General features: G+C 66.3%; 23 protein-coding genes. 8 read left to right on the forward strand and 15 right to left on the reverse strand.

The genetic code is table 11. The annotated features are described in order from the left end of the window. Positions 1-80: 80 nt before the first annotated feature. The 3 genes from putA (at position 81) to I6N89_RS10565 (ending at position 4,701) form a co-directional block, all read left to right on the forward strand. Positions 81-3,515, forward strand: coding sequence for a bifunctional proline dehydrogenase/L-glutamate gamma-semialdehyde dehydrogenase PutA (putA, locus tag I6N89_RS10555; RefSeq protein WP_207018416.1), 3,435 nt, complete (start codon positions 81-83; stop codon positions 3,513-3,515). Between the two features lie 77 nt (positions 3,516-3,592). Continuing rightward, positions 3,593-4,336 (forward strand): rhomboid family intramembrane serine protease, encoded by a 744-nt coding sequence (locus I6N89_RS10560; protein ID WP_207018417.1) that lies wholly within the window; start codon positions 3,593-3,595, stop codon positions 4,334-4,336. Further along, on the forward strand, positions 4,333-4,701 hold the full coding sequence (locus I6N89_RS10565; protein ID WP_207018418.1) for a GFA family protein: 369 nt from the start codon (positions 4,333-4,335) through the stop codon (positions 4,699-4,701). The genes I6N89_RS10560 and I6N89_RS10565 overlap by 4 nt, the downstream gene beginning before the upstream one ends. A gap of 133 nt (positions 4,702-4,834) precedes the next feature. On the opposite strand, the gene I6N89_RS10570 is transcribed toward I6N89_RS10565, so the two are convergent. From I6N89_RS10570 to I6N89_RS10585, 4 genes are all read right to left on the reverse strand, one after another. Next, entirely contained in the window at positions 4,835-5,626 is a 792-nt protein-coding gene (locus I6N89_RS10570; protein ID WP_076702494.1) for an inositol monophosphatase family protein, read from the reverse strand. Positions 5,627-5,705: 79 nt separating this feature from the next. Further along, a complete protein-coding gene (locus tag I6N89_RS10575) occupies positions 5,706-6,035 on the reverse strand; it encodes a hypothetical protein (protein WP_207018419.1) in 330 nt (109 codons plus the stop codon). A gap of 163 nt (positions 6,036-6,198) precedes the next feature. Next, positions 6,199-6,600, reverse strand: coding sequence for a hypothetical protein (locus I6N89_RS10580; RefSeq protein ID WP_207018420.1), 402 nt, complete (start codon positions 6,598-6,600; stop codon positions 6,199-6,201). 30 nt (positions 6,601-6,630) lie between these two features. Beyond that, the gene (locus I6N89_RS10585) at positions 6,631-7,833 is read right to left on the reverse strand and encodes a pyridoxal phosphate-dependent aminotransferase (protein ID WP_207018421.1); all 1,203 of its coding nucleotides are present in this window, start codon (positions 7,831-7,833) and stop codon (positions 6,631-6,633) included. Between the two features lie 108 nt (positions 7,834-7,941). Between I6N89_RS10585 and I6N89_RS10590 the strand changes: the two genes are divergently transcribed. From I6N89_RS10590 to I6N89_RS10600, 3 genes are all read left to right on the forward strand, one after another. Further along, complete coding sequence (locus I6N89_RS10590; protein WP_076702480.1) at positions 7,942-8,337, forward strand: helix-turn-helix domain-containing protein; 396 nt, start codon at positions 7,942-7,944, stop codon at positions 8,335-8,337. Beyond that, entirely contained in the window at positions 8,334-8,594 is a 261-nt protein-coding gene (locus I6N89_RS10595; RefSeq protein ID WP_207018422.1) for a succinate dehydrogenase assembly factor 2, read from the forward strand. Before I6N89_RS10590 ends, I6N89_RS10595 begins: the two co-directional genes overlap by 4 nt. A 102-nt stretch (positions 8,595-8,696) precedes the next feature. Then, on the forward strand, positions 8,697-9,194 hold the full coding sequence (locus tag I6N89_RS10600) for a MarR family winged helix-turn-helix transcriptional regulator (protein ID WP_076702473.1): 498 nt from the start codon (positions 8,697-8,699) through the stop codon (positions 9,192-9,194). Positions 9,195-9,250: 56 nt separating this feature from the next. Here the strand turns inward: I6N89_RS10600 and I6N89_RS10605 are convergent, their stop codons facing one another. The 10 genes from I6N89_RS10605 to ureC form a co-directional block, all read right to left on the reverse strand. Further along, complete coding sequence (locus I6N89_RS10605) at positions 9,251-9,409, reverse strand: hypothetical protein (protein ID WP_207018423.1); 159 nt, start codon at positions 9,407-9,409, stop codon at positions 9,251-9,253. Positions 9,410-9,539: 130 nt separating this feature from the next. Next, the gene (locus tag I6N89_RS10610; RefSeq protein ID WP_207018510.1) at positions 9,540-10,190 is read right to left on the reverse strand and encodes a DUF1194 domain-containing protein; all 651 of its coding nucleotides are present in this window, start codon (positions 10,188-10,190) and stop codon (positions 9,540-9,542) included. Between the two features lie 44 nt (positions 10,191-10,234). Continuing rightward, on the reverse strand, positions 10,235-10,669 hold the full coding sequence (locus I6N89_RS10615) for a VOC family protein (protein WP_076702466.1): 435 nt from the start codon (positions 10,667-10,669) through the stop codon (positions 10,235-10,237). Positions 10,670-10,785: 116 nt separating this feature from the next. Then, a complete protein-coding gene (thyX, locus tag I6N89_RS10620; protein ID WP_076702462.1) occupies positions 10,786-11,700 on the reverse strand; it encodes an FAD-dependent thymidylate synthase in 915 nt (304 codons plus the stop codon). A 117-nt stretch (positions 11,701-11,817) separates the two neighbouring features. Then, positions 11,818-12,450, reverse strand: a complete 633-nt coding sequence (gene ureG / locus I6N89_RS10625) for an urease accessory protein UreG (protein ID WP_207018424.1) — start codon at positions 12,448-12,450, stop codon at positions 11,818-11,820. A gap of 19 nt (positions 12,451-12,469) precedes the next feature. Continuing rightward, the gene (locus I6N89_RS10630) at positions 12,470-13,105 is read right to left on the reverse strand and encodes an urease accessory protein UreF (protein WP_207018425.1); all 636 of its coding nucleotides are present in this window, start codon (positions 13,103-13,105) and stop codon (positions 12,470-12,472) included. Next, positions 13,095-13,649, reverse strand: a complete 555-nt coding sequence (locus tag I6N89_RS10635; protein ID WP_207018426.1) for an urease accessory protein UreE — start codon at positions 13,647-13,649, stop codon at positions 13,095-13,097. The genes I6N89_RS10630 and I6N89_RS10635 overlap by 11 nt, the downstream gene beginning before the upstream one ends. 139 nt (positions 13,650-13,788) lie before the next feature. Further along, the gene (locus tag I6N89_RS10640) at positions 13,789-14,004 is read right to left on the reverse strand and encodes a DUF1127 domain-containing protein (RefSeq protein WP_207018427.1); all 216 of its coding nucleotides are present in this window, start codon (positions 14,002-14,004) and stop codon (positions 13,789-13,791) included. Between the two features lie 147 nt (positions 14,005-14,151). Further along, positions 14,152-14,739 carry a hypothetical protein gene (locus tag I6N89_RS10645; RefSeq protein ID WP_207018428.1) on the reverse strand — a complete coding sequence of 196 codons (588 nt, stop codon included), beginning with the start codon at positions 14,737-14,739 and terminating at the stop codon, positions 14,152-14,154. A gap of 19 nt (positions 14,740-14,758) precedes the next feature. Next, the gene (gene ureC / locus I6N89_RS10650) at positions 14,759-16,507 is read right to left on the reverse strand and encodes an urease subunit alpha (protein ID WP_207018429.1); all 1,749 of its coding nucleotides are present in this window, start codon (positions 16,505-16,507) and stop codon (positions 14,759-14,761) included. Positions 16,508-16,657: 150 nt separating this feature from the next. On the opposite strand from ureC, the gene I6N89_RS25405 reads away from it, so the two are divergent. Then, a complete protein-coding gene (locus I6N89_RS25405; protein WP_236016545.1) occupies positions 16,658-17,125 on the forward strand; it encodes a c-type cytochrome in 468 nt (155 codons plus the stop codon). 3 nt (positions 17,126-17,128) lie between these two features. Then, positions 17,129-17,503, forward strand: coding sequence for a c-type cytochrome (locus I6N89_RS25410; protein ID WP_328805873.1), 375 nt, complete (start codon positions 17,129-17,131; stop codon positions 17,501-17,503). A 72-nt stretch (positions 17,504-17,575) separates the two neighbouring features. Here the strand turns inward: I6N89_RS25410 and I6N89_RS10660 are convergent, their stop codons facing one another. Further along, positions 17,576-17,971 (reverse strand): carboxymuconolactone decarboxylase family protein, encoded by a 396-nt coding sequence (locus tag I6N89_RS10660; RefSeq protein WP_207018430.1) that lies wholly within the window; start codon positions 17,969-17,971, stop codon positions 17,576-17,578. Between the last annotated feature and the right edge of the window lie 5 nt (positions 17,972-17,976).

A 17,976-nucleotide genomic window follows, 5' to 3' on the forward strand; every position in this document is an offset into this window, starting at 1 on the left:
TTCGGATCGCACTTTGCCAGCAATAAGGCAAATCGACTTCGGACACCACTGTACATTGGGGAAAATCACCGGAGATCGTCATGCCCAAGGATATCGACCCCGCCCTGCGCGAGCAGATCGACCTCAACACCTATGCCGACGAGGCCGCCACCGTTGCGCGGCTGCGCGAGCAGGCGGCCCTGTCGACCGGGGACCGCGCCGCCATCGGCAACCGCGCGGCCGGGCTCGTGCGCGATATCCGCGGCAGTTCCCGGCCCGGGCTGATGGAGGTCTTCCTCGCCGAATACGGGCTCTCGACCGATGAGGGCATCGCGCTCATGTGTCTGGCCGAGGCGCTGCTGCGCGTGCCCGATGCCGAGACCATCGACGCGCTGATCGAGGACAAGATCGCGCCCTCGGACTGGGGCCGTCACATGGGCCGCTCGACCTCGCCGCTGGTCAACGCCTCGACCTGGGCGCTGATGCTCACCGGCAAGGTGCTTGATCCGGCGCAGCGCCCGGGCCCCGCCGGTCATCTGCGCAACGCCATGAAACGGCTGGGCGAGCCGGTGATCCGCACCGCCGTGGGCCGCGCGATGAAGGAGATGGGCGCGCAGTTCGTGCTGGGCGAGACGATCCAGAAGGCGATGAAGCGCGGCAGCGCCATGGAGGAGAAGGGCTATACCTACAGCTACGACATGCTGGGCGAGGCCGCGCGCACCGAGGCCGATGCGCTGCGCTATCTCGACGCCTATTCCAGGGCCATCGACGCCATCGCGGGTGCCGCCAGGGCCAGCGATATCCGCGACAATCCCGGCATCTCGGTCAAGCTCTCGGCGCTTTTCGCCCGCTACGAGGAAGGCCAGCGCGACGAGGTCATGGCGGTGCTGGTGCCGCGTCTCAGGCAGCTTTGCGAACAGGCAAAGGCCGCCAATATCGGCCTCAATATCGACGCCGAGGAGGCCGACCGCCTGTCGCTGTCACTGGATGTGATCGGCGCCGCCTTCGCCGCCCCCTCGCTGGCGGGCTGGGACGGGTTCGGCGTGGTGGTGCAGGCTTTCGGCCTGCGCGCCGCCGAGACGCTCGACTGGCTCTATGCGCTGGCCGAGGCGCATGACCGACGTATCATGGTGCGGCTGGTCAAGGGCGCCTATTGGGACACCGAGATCAAGCGCGCGCAGGTGATGGGGCTCGAAGGCTTCCCGGTCTTCACCTCCAAGGCGCATAGCGACATCTCCTATATCGCCAATGCCCGCAAGCTGCTGGGCATGACCGACCGTATCTATCCGCAATTCGCCACGCATAACGCCCATACGGTGGCGGCGGTGCTGCATATGGCCGGTGACAAGAGCGCGTTCGAATTCCAGCGCCTGCACGGCATGGGCGAAGTGCTGCACGAGCTGGTGCACAAGGCCGAGGGCACGCGCTGCCGGATCTACGCGCCGGTGGGGGCGCATCGCGATCTGCTGGCCTATCTGGTGCGGCGGCTGCTGGAGAACGGCGCCAACTCCTCCTTCGTCAACCAGATCGTCGACGAGGAGGTGCCGCCGGAGGTGGTCGCCGCCGATCCCTTCGAGACGACCGACACCCGCCCCCTCGCCCGTGGTCCGGAGCTCTTCGCGCCCGAGCGGGTGAATTCCAAGGGGTTCGATCTGACGCACCGCCCGACGCTGGAGGCCATCGACGCGGCGCGCGCGCCGTTCCGCGATCATGTCTGGCGGATCGCGCCGATCACCGCCGAGGAGGCGCCGCACGGGGCCGAGGAGGCGCTGGAGAACCCCGCCGATCCCGCCGACAGCCCGGGCAGCGTGACATGGGCCACGCCCGCAACCGTCGCCATCGCCGCCGCCGCCGCCCGCCCCTGGGAGGCGCCTGCCGCCGAGCGCGCCGCCGCCCTCAACGCCGCCGCCGATCTCTACGAGGCGCATTTCGGCGAGATCTTCGCCATGCTGCACCGCGAGGCCGGCAAGACCCAGCTCGACGCCGTGGCCGAGCTGCGCGAGGCGGTGGATTTCCTGCGCTACTACGCCGCCCGCGCACTCGACAACGACGCGCCGCCGCAGGGTGTCTTTGCCTGCATCTCGCCATGGAACTTCCCGCTGGCGATCTTCACCGGCCAGATCGCCGCGGCGCTCGCCACCGGCAACGCGGTGCTGGCGAAACCCGCCGAGCAGACGCCGCTGATCGCCTGGCGCGCGGTGCAGCTGCTGCACGAGGCCCGTGTGCCGGCCTCCGCGTTGCAACTCCTGCCCGGCGCCGGCGAGGTGGGCGCGGCCCTGACCTCCGAGCCACATGTCACCGGCGTCGCCTTCACCGGCTCCACCGAGACCGCGCAGATCATCCACCGCTCCATCGCCGAACATCTCGCCCCCGGCACGCCGTTTATCGCCGAGACCGGCGGGCTCAACGCGATGATCGTCGACAGCACCGCGCTGCCGGAACAGGCGGTCCGCGCCATCGTCGAATCCGCCTTCCAGTCGGCGGGCCAGCGCTGCTCGGCGCTGCGCTGCCTCTATGTGCAGGAAGATATCGCGCCGCCTTTAATCGAGATGCTGACCGGCGCCATGGAGGCGCTGCGCCCCGGCCGGCCCTGGGATCTCTCCACCGATCTCGGCCCGGTGATCGACGCCGAGGCGCATGCGGGCATCGCCGCCTATGTGCAGGCCGCCCGCGCCGACGGGCGCCTGCTGAAACAGACCGAGGTGCCGGCAGATGGTCATTTCATCGCCCCTGCCCTCGTCAGGGTGAACGGCATCGCCGATCTGGAACGCGAGATCTTCGGCCCGGTGCTGCATATCGCCACCTTCAAATCCGAACAGCTCGACGCCGTGATCGACGCCATCAACGCCACCAGCTACGGGCTGACCTTCGGGCTGCAAACCCGCATCGACGACCGGGTGCAGCATGTGACCGAGCGCGTCGAGGCCGGCAATCTCTACGTCAACCGCAACCAGATCGGCGCCATCGTCGGCAGCCAGCCCTTCGGCGGCGAGGGGCTCTCGGGCACCGGGCCAAAGGCCGGCGGGCCGCTCTATTGCGACCGTTTCCGCAGCCATGCCCATGCCGGGCCGGTGGGCTCCTGGTCGACCCACGACCTGCCCGACCGGCTGAGCGCAGCCCTTGCGGCGGCGGGCCATGCGCCCGGCCCGGTGACGACCGAGCTGCCCGGCCCCACCGGCGAGGCCAACCAATACACCACGCTGGCCCGCCCGCCGGTGCTCTGCCTCGGTCCCGGCTCGGACTGCGCCGCCGCCCAGGCGGAGGCGATCCGCAAGCTCGGCGGCGTCGCCGTGGTCTCGCACGGCAAGGTGGCGCCCGAAGCGCTGGCGACCCTCACCGATATCTCTGCGGCGATCTGGTGGGGCGACGCGGACAGCGCCCGTGCCTATCGCCGCGCGCTCGCCGAGCGCAAGGGGCCGATCCTGACGCTGATCACCGGCACCCCCGACCGCGGCCATGCCCGCGCCGAGCGCCATGTCTGCATCGACACCACCGCCTCGGGCGGCAATGCGGCGCTGCTCGGCGGCAATATGTAAGCGCCCGGGCGCGGCCCCGCGCCGCGCCCGCATCGCCGGCCCTTGACGCCGGACGAAACCGCGCCAAGCTACAGGCGATGTTTCCGATCCGCGATCACAACCCCTCGGGCCGCACGCCCTATGTCACCTACGGGCTGATCGTGGCGAATATTCTCATATTCCTCAGCTACTGGTCGCTGTTCCAGCAACCGCGCGCGCTCAACGCCTTCTTCTACGACTGGGCGCTGATCCCCGCACTGGTGAGCGAGGGCGGCGGGCTGACCGGCATGCTCACCTCGATGTTCCTGCATGGCGGGGTGGCGCATCTGGCGGGCAATATGCTGTTCCTGTTCATCTTCGGCGACAATATCGAGGACGAGATGGGGCATCTGCGTTTCCTCGGCTTCTACCTCGCCTGCGGCCTTTTGGCGGCGCTCACCCACTACCTCGCCGCGCCCTTCTCGCCGGTGCCGACGGTCGGGGCCTCCGGCGCTATCGCCGGCGTGATGGGCGGCTATCTGCTGCTCTTCCCGCGCGCCCGGGTCGATATCCTGGTGATCCTGATCGTCTTCTTCAAGATCCTGCCCATCCCCGCCTGGATCGTGCTAGCGGTGTGGTTCGCGCTTCAGGTCTTCGGCGGGGTCGGCAGCGCCGCCGAGGGCAGCGGCGTCGCCTATTGGGCGCATCTGGGCGGCTTTGTCGCGGGGCTGCTGCTGACCGTGCCGGTCTGGCTGCGGCGCGGCGGCCCGCGCTACTGGAACCGCACGCAAGGCCACCCGCCCCACCCGGCGGCGCGCTATACCGACACCACAACCATCCCCAAGATCGGACGCAGACGATGACCGAGCCTCTGAAAGCCACCTGCCATTGCGGCGCCGTCGAGCTGCGCGTGACGCTCTCGGACGGGCTCAACACCGCCCGGCGCTGCGACTGCTCCTATTGCCGCCGCCGCGGCGCCGCCGTGGTCTCGGCCCCGCTGGACGGGCTGGAGGTGGTGAAGGGCGCCGAAACGTTGACGCTCTACCAGTTCGGCACAATGACCGCGAAGCACTATTTCTGCTCGGTCTGCGGCAATTACATGTATCACCGGCGCCGCTCGAACCCGAACGAATACGGGGTCAATATGGGCGCCATCGAAGGCGTGAACCCGGCGGAGTACGAACCGATCCGCTGGGAAGACGGCGTCAACCACCCCTCCGACCGCTGAGCGCGCGGCACGCGCCGGACGCCTCCGGCGGGCGTATTTGTCAAAGAGAAGAAGCCCGGGGACCGCGCGGATCCCTGGGCTTCTTCTCTTTTGAAATACGCAAAGAAATCCCGCCGGGCACGACGCGGGGCGGTCAGCTCTCGCGGATCACCTTGGCAAAGCTGTCGAAGATCGCATTGTTGGCGCAGAGGATCGTGCCCGCCTCAAGCGGCGCCTGCCCCTCGCGGACCGCGTCGACCAGCGCGCCGGCCTCCTGCGCGATGAGATAGCCCGCGGCGATGTCCCAGAGGTTCAGCTCGCGCTCCCAGTAGCCATCGTAGCGGCCCGCCGCCACATAGGCGAGATCCAGCGCCGCCGCCCCCCAGCGCCGCACACCGGCGCATTCCGGCATCAGCCGGGCGAGATCCTTCAGCGTCGCCGGCAGGGTCTTTTTCGCGGCAAAGGGCACGCCGGTGGCAAAGATCGCCTCGATCATCCGCGAGCGCCCCGAGACGCGCAGCCGGCGGGAATCGTTGAGCCAGGCGCCATTGCCCTTCTCGGCATAGAACATCTCGTCCTTGGCCGGGTCGAAGACCACACCGGCGACGATCTGGCCCTTGTGCTCCAGCGCGATGGAGATCGCCCAGTGCGGCAGCCCGTGCAGAAAATTGGTGGTGCCGTCGAGCGGATCGACGATCCAGCGGCGCGTCGGATCGGCGCCGTCCTGGCCGCCGCCCTCCTCGCCGAGCCAGCCATAGGTCGGCCGCGCGCCCAGCAGCTCTTCCTTGAGGATCGCCTCGGCGGCGATATCGGCCTTGCTGACGAAATCGCCCGCGCCCTTCATCGAGACCTGAAGGTTCTCGACCTCGCGGAAATCCTTCACCAGCGAGCGGCCCGCCTTGCGCGCCGCCTTGATCATGATGTTGAGATTGGCACTGCCCTGCATGGTCGGATCCCCGGAAATGGTTCAGGCCGCGCGTATACGCGGCCTCTCCGGGTTTGCCAAGGGCCCGAAGGCGCCGGAATTACTTGTAGACGACGCCCTTTTCGCCCTCGGGCGCATAGGCGCGGGGCATGTAGGATTTCGCCGGCGCGCTTTTCTTGATCGTCTTGCGGGCATAGGAGGCCGGGTTGTAATAGGTGCCCGCCGTCGGCACGCCGCAGCAAATCACGCCGCCGATGATCACCGGCTGTTTGCCGGCGGGGCAGTAATTGGCCGACGGATAGGCCTGCACCAGCGGCTGGCGGCTGGGATCGGCGGTGGCATCGCCCATATACATGTCGCCCCAGGCCAGAGCCTGCGAGGCGGAAATCGACAGAGCCGCGGCGGCGGCGAGAAAAACGGATGCGCGCATGGTGTCCCCCGAGAAACCGAAGTGATCGGAAATTATTCTTCGCCGCAGCGTAGCAGTCCCGCCTTTTAAGTCAATGAATTGTCCGGATTCCCGCGTATCGTTTCCATTTCGCGCACAGCGCCCCGGAAATGCCTCTATTGACATGGGAATCCGGTGTCGGCGCTCAGTCTTTCGTCAGCCGATCGGCCTTTTTACGCACCAGCACCGAGCGCAGATCGTGCATTGCCAGCAAAAGCGCATCGGTCACCGCGTCGAGCTGATCGTCGCTGGCGCGCGACTGCGCCCATTGCGCGGTCATGTTGAGATGGTCGATGGCGCGGTGGATATCGTCGATATCGCGCATCGCCAGCAGGGCCTTGCGCTCGCCCATCCAGGATCGGATCGCCGCGAGATCGGCCTCACTCAGCACCCGGTCGCCATGCGGCTTGATCTCGTCGCGGTTGAGGTTAACGACCGCGATCTGGTCCATCTCGATCCGTCGCTGGCGGTTCTCCAGATCAACACGGAACACCAGCGCCCCGTTGTCGCGCACCCGAAAGTAGTAGTCCGGCAATTCGCTCGCCATGCTCGCTCCTGTCGCTTGCGCAACCGCCCCTCAAACCAGCCCTTCGCAGAAGGCCGCGATGCGATTGCAGGCCTCTTCCAGCGCCGCGTCGGAGGTCGCATAGGAGATGCGGAAATTGGGCGAGAGGCCAAAGGCCGCGCCGAACACCACCGCGACACCCGCTTCTTCGAGCAGCGCCTTGGCAAAGGCCTCGTCGTTCTCGATCAGCGTGCCGGCGGCGGAGGTCTTACCCAGCATGCCCTTGATCGACGGATAAACATAAAACGCGCCTTCGGGCGTCGGACAGGTGATGCCGTCAATGGCGCTCAGCTTGCCGACCACCAGATTGCGCCGGCGCTTGAACACCTCAACCCACTCTCCAAGAAACTCCTGCGGCCCGGTCAGCGCCTCGACCGCCGCCCATTGGCTGATTGAACAGGGGTTGGTGGTCGATTGCGACTGGATCTTGCGCATCGCCGCGATGAGCTCTTTCGGCCCGCCTGCGTAACCGATGCGCCAGCCGGTCATGGCATAGGCCTTGGAGACGCCGTTGCAGGTCAGCGTGCGGTCGTAGAGCGCCGGCTCCACCTGCGCGGGGGTGCAGAATTCGAACCCGTCATAGGCCAGGTGTTCGTACATGTCGTCGGTCATCACCCAGACATGCGGGTGACGCATCAGCACATCGGTCAGCGCTTTCAGCTCGGCGCGGGAATAGCCGGCACCGGTGGGGTTCGACGGCGAGTTGAACAGGAACCACTTGGTTTTCGGCGTGATCGCCGCCTCGAGCATCTCCGGCGTGATCTTGTAGCCGAGTTCCGGCTTGCCTTCGACGATCACCGGCTCGCCCTGCCCGAGCTTGACCATGTCGGGATAGCTCACCCAGTAGGGCGCCGGGATGATCACCTCGTCGCCGGGGTTCAGCGTCGCCATGAAGGCATTATAGAGCACCTGCTTGCCGCCGGTCGAGACACTGATCTGCGCGGGCTCGTAGTCGAGCCCGTTCTCGCGCTTGAACTTGGCGCAGATCGCCTGTTTCAGCTCGATGATCCCGTCCGGCGCGGTGTATTTCGTTTTTCCCGCATGGATGGCCGCAATCGCCGCCTCCTTGATATTGTCGGGCGTGTCAAAATCGGGCTCGCCGGCACCGAGTCCGATGACATCCTTGCCCTGCGCCTTCAGCTCGTTGGCAAGCTGGGTGACGGCCACCGTGGGCGAGGGTTTCACACGGGCGAGGGTATCGGAGAGAAAAGCCATGGGGGCACCGTTTGAATTGGGGTCCCGACTGTCATAGGGTGCGCCCAGCACCCGTTCAAGCGGCTTCCACCGCGAGGGAAACGGCCCGGGAGGCCGGAGGAGAGCGAGATGAACGACACAACAGACTGGTACGGCCCCGACGCCGCCACCTTCGGCGACCGCATCGCGGCCTCGCGCGAGGCCGCCGGCATGGGCCAGGAGAAACTGGCGCGGCGGATGGGCATCAAGCTCAAGACGCTTCAGGGCTGGGAAAACGACCTGTCCGAGCCGCGCGCCAACAAGTTGCAGATGCTGGCCGGGCTGCTCAACGTGTCGATGGGCTGGCTGCTCACCGGCGAGGGCGAGGGGCTCGCGGCGCCCGAGGGCGATGGCGGCACCCTGCCTGCGGATATCAACGAGGCGCTGCTGGAGATCCGCGCGCTCAAGACCCAGATCCAGACCGCCGGCGACCGGCTGGGGCGGCTGGAAAAGACCCTGCGCCAGCTGCTGAAGGAAGAGGCATGAGCGAAACTCCGGAACATCGCCTGAAACGGCTGTCGATGCGCTCCATGCGGCGCGGCATCAAGGAGATGGACATCATCCTGATGCGCTACTCCGAAGCGAGGCTGGCGCAGATGGATGCGGCGCAGCTCGACGCCTATGAGGCGCTGCTGGAGGAGAACGACCAGGATCTCTATCAGTGGGTCTCGGGCCAGCGCCCGGCGCCCGACGCGCTGCGTGGGCTGATCGACGATATTGCTGCCACCGCCTGCAACCGCTGACGCGCGGAAATCTGCGGTTTTCCAAGTATCTTAGGCGATTTAACCGATTGTTCGTCTTTTTGCCGCAAACCTGCCTGTCAACGAATACAGGCGGAGACGGTTATGAGCATTCATGCCTCCATGGGAAACAGGCCGCTCAGCGGCTACATGGCCGGGTACCTTGAAACGCTGTCCCTGGTCGAGCGGCTGCACCGGCTGCTGCTCGACGTGATCAAGGACGAGTTCGAGCGCACCGGGGTTATCGAGATCAACGCGGTGCAGGCGCTGCTCCTCTACAATATCGGCGACAACGAGGTGACCGCGGGCGAGCTGAAATCGCGCGGCTACTATCAGGGCAGCAATGTCAGCTACAATCTCAAGAAGCTGGTCGAGATGGGCTATATGCACCACCAGCGCTGCGAGATCGACCGACGCTCGGTACGGGTGCGGCTGACCGCGCAGGGGCGCGAGGTGCGCGATATGGTGCAATCGCTGTTCGAACGCCACTCCGAGGGCCTGGAAGGGCGCAACATGATCGACCTCGATGGGCTCGACGTCATCAACACCTCGCTGCGCCGGCTCGAACGGTTCTGGACCGACCAGATCAGGTATATCTATTGACCGCCGTCGGCGCGCCCCTCCCCCGGGTCGCGCCAGACCAACCGGTCCGCGCAGGCCTATCGCCCCGGCAAATCCACCGTCTTCAGCCGCCAGCGCGGCGCGCTCGGCGCCTGCGTCTCGGCTCTGTGCGTCAGCCGCGCCGCGCACAGCACGATGGCCACCGCCGGCACCATGATCAACAGCCCCAGAAACAGGCCAATGGCAAATTGCAGCATGAAACGTCCTCCCTGAGAGGAGCGTATCACGGAATCGCGGCGACACAATGCCGCAGCTTGCCTGTACGAAAAATCGTCTCCGCAGCGCAGACCACGCCCGCCGGCCAAGCGCGGCGCGGCGCGAAACGGATCAGGGTCGCAGCGCCCCCACAATCATATCGTTGAGCTCGCGAAACAGCTTCAGCGTCATCGCGCGGCGGAAATCCTCATAGCCCTCTGCCACCTCGACAAAGGCACCAGGGCCATGCGCCACCTCACCGCGAAAATAATCCACCACACGCGGGTCAGAGCCCAGCACCGCCAGCCCGTTCACCACCACGCCGTGAAAGGGGAAATGCGCATAGGCCTGCTGCGGACGGAACCCGTCATTGGTGATGCCGTCGCCGGAGACGTCGATCACCTTGCGCGCGCAGGCCGGCGCCTGCTCCAGCAGGCCCGCCCCGTAACCCAGCGCATAGCCCATGGCGGTGGGAAAGCGGTTGTAGCTGCGGGGCGCGGCGAGGATCGTGCCCACCGCCTGGTTCAGCGCATCCTCATCTGAGAGCAGGATCCAGTCGAGCAGCAGGGTCGACTGCCGCCGCCCGCTCCATTCATAGACCGACAACGCCACATCTCCCTCGCCTTCGAGGATCGAGCGCTTGACGTCCGGGTCCGACAGCGCCGCAGCCAGGCCCTGTTTTTGCAGCTGATATTCGCTGTCATCCACCGAGGACGACACATCCAGCGCCAGCAGCAGCGCCAGCCGGCAGCCCTCGGCCCGCGCCGCGCCCGGAAGGAGCATCAGCGCCACAACGGCCAGCGCCGCGAGCCGGAGGGCGGCGGCCCTTACCAATGACCTGTATTTTCCATGCTCGCCCAGGGCTCCTGCGGCGGCAGCGCGTCGCCCTGCTGCAAAAGCTCGATCGACACATTGTCGGGCGAGCGCACAAAGGCCATATGCCCGTCGCGCGGCGGCCGGTTGATGGTGACGCCATTGTCCATAAGCGTCTGACACATCTCGTAGATATCCGGCACGGTATAGGCGAGATGCCCGAAATGACGCGAATCCGAGGGCAGCCCCTCGTCGCCGTCCCAGTTATAGGTCAGCTCCACATCCGCGGTGCCGTCATCCTGTTCCGGCGGGCAGAGGAAAACCAGGGTGAAGCGGCCTTTTTCGCTTTCGCTGCGGCGGCGCTCCTTCAGCCCGAGAAGCTTGTAGAATGCGAGGGATTTTTCCAGGTCCTTCACGCGGACCATGGTGTGCAGATACCGGATGCCCATGTGACACCTCCTTCTTTGCGGTCTTTCCTAGAAACCTAGACAGCCCGGCGCAGATGTCGAGAGCGCCGCGCCGTCAGATCGTCTCGGGATCGCGGAAGGAGGGATGCGGCGCCTCTTCAGGCCTCGCCGTCGAGCACCGCCTTGAACTCGCGCCACTCGCCCTTGGACATGCCGGAGCTTTCCTGCGTGACCTCCTCGCCCTTGAGCATCCGGCGCACACAGTCGAGCGCGCTGCGCGAGAGCTGCGCGCCGCCCATGCGGTAATCCTCGAAGGCGCGATAGGCGAAGGGCACCCAGTCCTTGACCATCTCGCAGATCGCATCCGCATAGACGCGGATCTCGTATTGCGCATGGGCATCGGCGCGCAGGCGCAGGAAATGCAGCAGGTTGTGCAGATCCACCTTCCAGTACCACTGGGTGTAGATATTCGCCGGCAGGTTCATCCGCGCCAACTCGCGCGCCAGCCCCTGCTGCCCTTCGGTCGAGATCATCTCTTCGTAGTGGTCGTAGCTGCGCATCGCGTCGTCGCGCAGATAGCGCAGCACGCGCTCGGCCTCTTCGCCCGAGAGCGCGGCGCCCCGGCCCTGGTTGTTGACCTCGGACTGCGCCGCCAGATGCTCGGGCGCGGGGACATAGAATTCCCGGTCGAGGATCGAATAGCGGGCGGAATATTCGTTCACATTGGCGGTGCGGTGACGGATCCACTGCCGCGCCACAAAGATCGGCAGCTTCACATGCAGCTTGACCTCGCACATCTCGAACGGGGTCGAGTGCCAGTGCCGCATCAGGTAGCGGATCAGCCCCTCGTCGTTGCTGACCGATTTGGTGCCCTTGCCATAGGAAACCCGCGCCGCCTGACAGATCGCCGCATCGTCGCCCATGTAATCGACCACCCGCACGAAACCGTGGTCGAGTACCGGCTGAGCGGTATAGAGATGCGCCTCCATGCCCTCGGACACGGCGCGCAGGGTCGGCTGCGGAGCGGCGCGCTGCGCGTCGATTTCGGCCTGCTGTTCGGGGCTGAGCGGCATGAACGAATCCCTTTCCGGTAACTGAGTCGGCGCGACTATATCTTGTCGCGCCACCGGCAGGAACGCCAAGATGAGGTGGCGCCATATGGCATCACCCGCACCGATAGGCTTGTCGCGCTACTCGGCGGCTTCGACCAGGGGCAGCCCGCCGATCTGCGCCAGCAGCGTGACGATCTCGTCCACCCCCTGCCCCTGCCGCAGCGAGGCAAAGACAAAGGGCCGCCCGGCGCGCATCTTTGTCGCGTCGCGCTCCATCACGTCGAGCGAGGCGCCCACATAAGGCGCGAGATCGGTCTTGTTGATCACCAGGATGTCGGATTTGGTGATCGCCGGCCCGCCCTTGCGCGGGATCTCCTCGCCGGCGGCGGTGTCGATCACATAGATCGTCACGTCGGCCAGTTCCGGCGAGAAGGTCGCCGAGAGATTGTCGCCCCCGGATTCAATCAGGATCAGGTCGAGATCGGGGAAAGCCGCGTTCAGCTCGGCAATGGCGGCGAGGTTGATCGAGGCATCCTCGCGGATCGCGGTATGCGGGCAGCCGCCGGTCTCCACCCCCTTGATGCGATCGAGCGGCAGCACCTGCTGGCGCATCAGTTCCTCGGCATCCTCGCGGGTGTAGATGTCGTTGGTGACCACCGCCATGGACAGCCGGTCGCGCAGCGCCCGGGCGAGCGCCGCGGTCAGCGTGGTCTTGCCGGCGCCCACCGGGCCGCCGAGGCCCACGCGCAAAGGTCCGTTCGGGGATGCCATCTTTACCTCCGTTACGATGTTACGATCTGAAGAGCCGCGAATAGAGCATGTCGTGGCGCTGGCTGGCAATGTCGATCAGCGGCGCGAAGCCGCCGATCTCATCGAGATCCGCCGCTTCCGCCTGTTTTGCCAGCGCCGCGCAGAGCGGCGCCAGCGCCGCCACCACGCGCTGGCCTTCGGTCTGGCCGAGCGGCACCAGACGCACGCCGGCGCCCGCGAGGTTGGATGCAAAGGCCAGAAGGTAAAGCCGCAGCGCCTCCGCCAGCGGCAGCTCCAGCGCCCGCACCGCGAGCCCGACCGCCACCGGGTAGGGGGATGGCGGGATCTCCAGCCCCCAGACCTCCGAAACGGTCGCGGCAAAGGCATTTCCCTGCTGCTCGGTCTCCAGCCGCCGCTCGGCGGAGGGCGAAAGCGCACGGCCCAGCTCGGAGAGCGTTTCCGGATCCGCGCCGCGCGCCGCCTGCGCCATCAGCACCGCGTCCGACCAGCCGGCACCGTGGCGCAGCACCGCCTCCAGCCAGGCCAGCAGGCTGCCGGCATCGCCCACCTGCCCCGCCTGCACCACGGTTTCGAGCCCGTGCGAATAGGCGAAGGCCCCCACCGGGAAGGCCGGGGAGAAAAGCTGGTGCAGGGTCAGCGCCGGGTCAGTGCTCATGCGTATGCGGGTGCGATCCGTGGCTGTGGGAATGGCTGTGACTGTGCCCGTGGCCGTCGTCATGGCTATGTGCCTCGGGTCCGTGGCTGTGCGAATGGTCGTGCCCGTGGGTGCGACCATGGCCATAGGCGCCGCCCTCGGGGGTAAAGGGCTCGTCGACCTCCGCCACCGTGGCGCCGATCTTTTCCAGCATGTCGCGGATCACATGGTCGCGCTGGATGAGCAGCCGGCCCTGTTCGATCTGACAGGGGGTGTGACGGTTGCCGATATGCCAGGCGATGCGCGGCAGATCGGCGCCGGTCACCGCCAGCAGCGGCTCCTCCGCCGCCTCAACCGCCACGGCGCGCCCGTCGGTGAGCCGGAAGGCATCGCCATGATCGAGGCTTTCGGTATGGGCGAGATCGACCAGAAAACCCTGCCCCGACGCCGCCTTCAGCACCTTGCGGCGCAGGAACCGGTCCTCATAGCTCAGCCGGACGGTGTCGGCGGCATCGTCCCAGAGGCCCTTGCGGAGAATCTCGTGGCTGGTGGGCAGCGTGGTCATGTCTCGGCTCCTTTCGCGCGGCGCGGGGGCCGCAAAACAGAGAAGGCCACGCCCCGGATCTCACCGGGTGCGTGGCCTTGGCAGGTTGGAACGGCGCCCGCGTCAGCGCGCGCGGCGATCCGGAAACTCGGACGCAGGATCAGACGTAGAACAGATCCTGGAAAACGTGGCGCACGATGTCTTCGCGGCGCAGGCCTTTTTCGGCCAGCTCGGCGTCGGACAGGCGCTGAAGCGCCTCGACGCGTTTCAGACGCGGATTCGCTTCGCCGATCGAAACGAACATGTGGCCGATTGCGCTCAGAAAGCGCGAGAAGAGCGGTGCTTCGTGATGATGAACGGCGCTTTGAAATGCCATGGGAAACCTTCCTTTCGATGTTTAGGTCCCCTCCCACGAACGATAGGTAAGCGATCCTGCCCGACTCCACAAATGCTGCATCTGCAAAGTCGCGTTTCGCTGAGCGCATAGGTAAATGGTTTACCTTTGAACTACCTTTGACCGCCATCAGTGCACGGCCTCGATGCCGGTGTAGTCGTAGCGGTCCTCGCCCTCCCGGTCGGCGATACGCGACAGATAGGAAATGCCGAGCTCCGGCAGCCAGTTCACGAATTCCACCGTACCAAGCGGATCGGGCCGGTAGGACTGGATGACCGGGATCATATCATAGCTGCAATCGCCGAAGCTGACCCGGCTCAGCGGTCCGAAACTGTAGATCTGCACCTCGTGCTCGCTGCCCCAGGTGGCGGTTACCTCGACATCCGCCGTCCAGCCGCTCTCAGGCTCGGGCAGCGGCATCTCTGCCGGGGTACGCCCGAAATCGTAGTGCATCAGCCCCTCGGGCACCGGCTGGCCGTCCTGCGTCTCGCCATAGGCCAGCACGTACATGCCGCGCCCCAGCAGCACATGGCTCTCGGCGTTCTCCTCCGCGTAATGATAGACCGAGCGCACCGTCTGCGCGTCCTCGCGCCGGAACAGCTCGGTATCGCCGCCCGCGAGATGAAACAGGATTCCCGTGTCGAGATCCGCCGCCGTCGGACAATCGGCCGGCGCCACCGAGGGCAGCGCCAGCAGGCAGAGGAACAGCCGTGTCATGCGAAGCGCGCCGGCCGGGTCAGAACAGGAAATAGCGCTGCGCCATCGGCAGCTCTGTCGCCGGCTCGCAGGTCAGCAGCTCGCCATTGGCGCGCACCTCGTAGGTCTCGGGGTGCACCTCAATCTCCGGCGTGGCATCGTTGAGGATCAGATCCTTCTTGCCGATGCCGCGGGTGTTGCGCACCGCAAGCGTCTGCTTGGCGATGCCCAGCGTCTTGCCGATCCCCTCGGCCTGCGCCGCCTCGGAGACGAAGATCACCGCAGAGTTTTCGACCGAACGGCCATAGGCGCCGAACATGGGGCGCGAATAGACCGGCTGCGGCGTCGGGATCGAAGCGTTGGGGTCGCCCATCTGCGCACAGACGATGGTGCCGCCCATCAGCACCATTTCCGGTTTCACCCCGAAAAACGCCGGGTTCCACAGCACGAGATCGGCGCGCTTGCCCTCTTCGACAGAGCCGATGTGCTGGCTGATGCCATGGGCGATGGCCGGGTTGATGGTGTATTTCGCCACATAGCGGCGAACGCGGAAATTGTCGTTGTCGCCGGTCTCTTCCGCCAGCTTGCCCCGCTGTTTCTTCATCTTGTCGGCGGTCTGCCAGGTGCGGATGATCACCTCGCCCACCCGGCCCATGGCCTGGCTGTCGGACGCGATGATCGAAAACGCGCCCATGTCGTGCAGGATATCCTCGGCGGCAATGGTCTCCTTGCGGATGCGGCTTTCGGCAAAGGCCACATCCTCGGGGATCGACTTGTCGAGATGGTGGCAGACCATGAGCATGTCGAGATGCTCTTCCAGCGTATTGCCGGTATAGGGCCGCGTCGGGTTGGTGGAGCTGGGCAGGACGAACTCCTCACCGCAGATCTTGATGATATCGGGCGCATGGCCGCCGCCGGCGCCTTCGGTGTGGAAGGCGTGGATGGTGCGGCCCTTCATGGCGGCGACGGTGTTCTCGACAAAGCCGCTCTCGTTGAGCGTGTCGGTGTGGATCATCACCTGAACGTCCATGTCGTCGGCGACGCTCAGGCAGGTGTCGATGGCGCCGGGGGTGGTGCCCCAGTCCTCGTGCAGCTTGAGACAGCAGGCGCCGGCCTTGATCTGCTCGGCCAGTGCCAGCGGCAGCGAGGCATTGCCCTTGCCGGCAAAGGCGAGGTTCATCGGGAAGGCATCGGCGGCCTGCATCATCCGCCCGATATGCCAGGCGCCCGGCGTACAGGTGGTGGCCAGCGTGCCATGGGCCGGGCCGGTGCCGCCGCCCAGCATGGTGGTGAGGCCGGAATGCAGCGCGTCCTCGATCTGCTGCGGGCAGATGAAGTGGATATGGCTGTCCATGCCGCCGGCCGTGAGGATTCGCCCCTCTCCGGCGATGGCCTCGGTGCCCGGGCCGACGACGATGTTCACCCCGGGCTGGGTATCGGGGTTGCCGGCCTTGCCGATCTTGTGGATGCGCCCGTCACGCAGGCCGACATCGGCCTTGTAGATGCCGCTATGGTCGACGATCAGCGCGTTGGTGATCACCGTATCGACGGCACCGTCGGCGCGGGTGGTCTGCGACTGGCCCATGCCGTCGCGGATCACCTTGCCGCCGCCGAACTTCACCTCTTCGCCATAGACCGGCCCGTTACCGCCACCGGCGGCGCCCACCAGCTCGGCGGTCAGGTCGCGTTCGACCTCGATGATCAGATCGGTATCGGCGAGCCGCAGCCTGTCCCCGGTGGTGGGACCGAACATGGCGGCATAATCGGCGCGAGAGATCGTGGCTGGCATATCGTCGTCTTTCCTCGGCTGTCAGCTCCAGCGCCCGCCGCTTGACCCTGCGTCAATTTTTGTCGCCAGACGGGACGGAGCTGATAAGGTGAGTTTCGCGTATCTGTTTTGTTTTACACTTTTAATTGCATCTCTCGGGGGAGACACATCATGAAGTTGAAGGCGTTCGCGACGTCGGTCGCCAGCCTCGGCAGCCTTGCCGTGGCAGCCACCGCAGAGCCGGATCTGGCGCGCGGCGAATATCTCGTTCGGGGGCCGGCGGGCTGCGGCAATTGCCACACGCCGCTGGGCCCGGACGGGCCGGTGCCGGGCATGGAGCTGGCCGGACGGCTGGTCGACAAGAACCCGGGCTTCACGGCCTATGCGCCCAATATCACCCCCGCGAGCCGCATCGCCGACTGGAGCGACGCCGAGCTGGCGCGCGCGATCCGTGAGGGGCTGCGGCCCGACGGCTCGCTCATCGGGCCGCCGATGCCCTTTGCCATGTATCGCGGGCTGGGCGACGACGATCTTGCCGCGATCGTAGCCTTCCTGCGTACGCTGACGCCAGTGGATAACGAGGTTCCGCCTTCCGAATACAACATCCCCCTGCCCCCGGCTTACGGCCCGCCGGTCTAGACCGTGACCACCCCGCCGCAGGGTGTCACCGTGGCATACGGCGCCTATCTCGCCGGGCCGGTCGCGCATTGCATGGAATGCCATTCGCCGATGGGCCCGCAAGGCCCGATGACCGACCCAGAGCATCTCGGACAGGGCGGATTCGAATTTCACGGCCCCTGGGGCACCTCCATCGCCGCCAACCTCACCAGCCACGAGGACGGTCTGGCGGGCTACAGCGACGCTGAGCTGAAAGCGATGATCGCGGAGGGCAAGCGGACCGACGGCAGCGAGATGCTGCCGCCCATGCCCTATGGCTATCTCGTCGGAATGACGCCCGAGGATCTCGACGCGGTCATCCTCTACCTGCGCAGCCTGCCGCCGCTGCCCGACGCCTGACATGTGCCCCGTCGCGCCCTTCGGGGCGCGGCGGGAACTCGGCGGCGTGGCAGGGTAAAGGCGCATCTAGGATCAGACCTCGAACATCTCGTCCACCGGCACCTGAAGCGCCGTGGCCATGGCGTTGGTCAAACTGGCCACGCCGATCACCGCCAGCAGCTCGTTGTGCATCGCGTCGGTCATGCCCTTGGCCTTCGCCGCCGCCGTGTGCGAGTGACAGCAATATTCGCAGGCATTGGCGGCGGAGACGGCGATATAGACCATCTCCTTGACCAGCGGATCCAGCGCGCCCGGCCCCATCAGCCCCTTGAGCCGCTCCCAGGTCGCCTTGAGCGTCTCGGGATCATGCGCCAGCGCGCGCCAGAAATTGTTGACGTAGTCGGTGCCGCGCGTGGCGCGGATGTCGTCGAAGACCGCGCGCGCGAGCGGCGAGAGCTGTTCGTCGGTCAGAAGCGGACGGCTGGCCATGACGT

The sequence above is a fragment of the Salipiger abyssi genome (assembly GCF_017311415.1).
In the GTDB taxonomy this organism is placed as follows: domain Bacteria; phylum Pseudomonadota; class Alphaproteobacteria; order Rhodobacterales; family Rhodobacteraceae; genus Salipiger; species Salipiger abyssi_A.

Bases quoted from the DNA above. Each gene is read 5' to 3' on its own strand.
- I6N89_RS10580 (WP_207018420.1), bottom strand. From the start codon at position 6,600: ATGGCGAGCGAATTGCCGGACTACTACTTTCGGGTGCGCGACAACGGG.
- I6N89_RS10610 (WP_207018510.1), bottom strand. From the start codon at position 10,190: ATGCTCCTTCCGGGCGCGGCGCGGGCCGAGGGCTGCCGGCTGGCGCTG.
- I6N89_RS10615 (WP_076702466.1), bottom strand. From the start codon at position 10,669: ATGGGCATCCGGTATCTGCACACCATGGTCCGCGTGAAGGACCTGGAA.
- I6N89_RS10590 (WP_076702480.1), top strand. From the start codon at position 7,942: ATGAACGACACAACAGACTGGTACGGCCCCGACGCCGCCACCTTCGGC.
- I6N89_RS10660 (WP_207018430.1), bottom strand. From the start codon at position 17,971: ATGGCCAGCCGTCCGCTTCTGACCGACGAACAGCTCTCGCCGCTCGCG.
- I6N89_RS10640 (WP_207018427.1), bottom strand. From the start codon at position 14,004: ATGGCATTTCAAAGCGCCGTTCATCATCACGAAGCACCGCTCTTCTCG.
- I6N89_RS25405 (WP_236016545.1), top strand. From the start codon at position 16,658: ATGAAGTTGAAGGCGTTCGCGACGTCGGTCGCCAGCCTCGGCAGCCTT.
- ureG (WP_207018424.1), bottom strand. From the start codon at position 12,450: ATGGCATCCCCGAACGGACCTTTGCGCGTGGGCCTCGGCGGCCCGGTG.
- I6N89_RS10595 (WP_207018422.1), top strand. From the start codon at position 8,334: ATGAGCGAAACTCCGGAACATCGCCTGAAACGGCTGTCGATGCGCTCC.
- ureC (WP_207018429.1), bottom strand. From the start codon at position 16,507: ATGCCAGCCACGATCTCTCGCGCCGATTATGCCGCCATGTTCGGTCCC.
- I6N89_RS10560 (WP_207018417.1), top strand. From the start codon at position 3,593: ATGTTTCCGATCCGCGATCACAACCCCTCGGGCCGCACGCCCTATGTC.
- I6N89_RS10570 (WP_076702494.1), bottom strand. From the start codon at position 5,626: ATGCAGGGCAGTGCCAATCTCAACATCATGATCAAGGCGGCGCGCAAG.
- I6N89_RS10600 (WP_076702473.1), top strand. From the start codon at position 8,697: ATGAGCATTCATGCCTCCATGGGAAACAGGCCGCTCAGCGGCTACATG.
- thyX (WP_076702462.1), bottom strand. From the start codon at position 11,700: ATGCCGCTCAGCCCCGAACAGCAGGCCGAAATCGACGCGCAGCGCGCC.
- I6N89_RS10645 (WP_207018428.1), bottom strand. From the start codon at position 14,739: ATGACACGGCTGTTCCTCTGCCTGCTGGCGCTGCCCTCGGTGGCGCCG.
- I6N89_RS10605 (WP_207018423.1), bottom strand. From the start codon at position 9,409: ATGCTGCAATTTGCCATTGGCCTGTTTCTGGGGCTGTTGATCATGGTG.
- I6N89_RS10630 (WP_207018425.1), bottom strand. From the start codon at position 13,105: ATGAGCACTGACCCGGCGCTGACCCTGCACCAGCTTTTCTCCCCGGCC.
- putA (WP_207018416.1), top strand. From the start codon at position 81: ATGCCCAAGGATATCGACCCCGCCCTGCGCGAGCAGATCGACCTCAAC.
- I6N89_RS10585 (WP_207018421.1), bottom strand. From the start codon at position 7,833: ATGGCTTTTCTCTCCGATACCCTCGCCCGTGTGAAACCCTCGCCCACG.
- I6N89_RS10635 (WP_207018426.1), bottom strand. From the start codon at position 13,649: ATGACCACGCTGCCCACCAGCCACGAGATTCTCCGCAAGGGCCTCTGG.
- I6N89_RS10565 (WP_207018418.1), top strand. From the start codon at position 4,333: ATGACCGAGCCTCTGAAAGCCACCTGCCATTGCGGCGCCGTCGAGCTG.
- I6N89_RS10575 (WP_207018419.1), bottom strand. From the start codon at position 6,035: ATGCGCGCATCCGTTTTTCTCGCCGCCGCCGCGGCTCTGTCGATTTCC.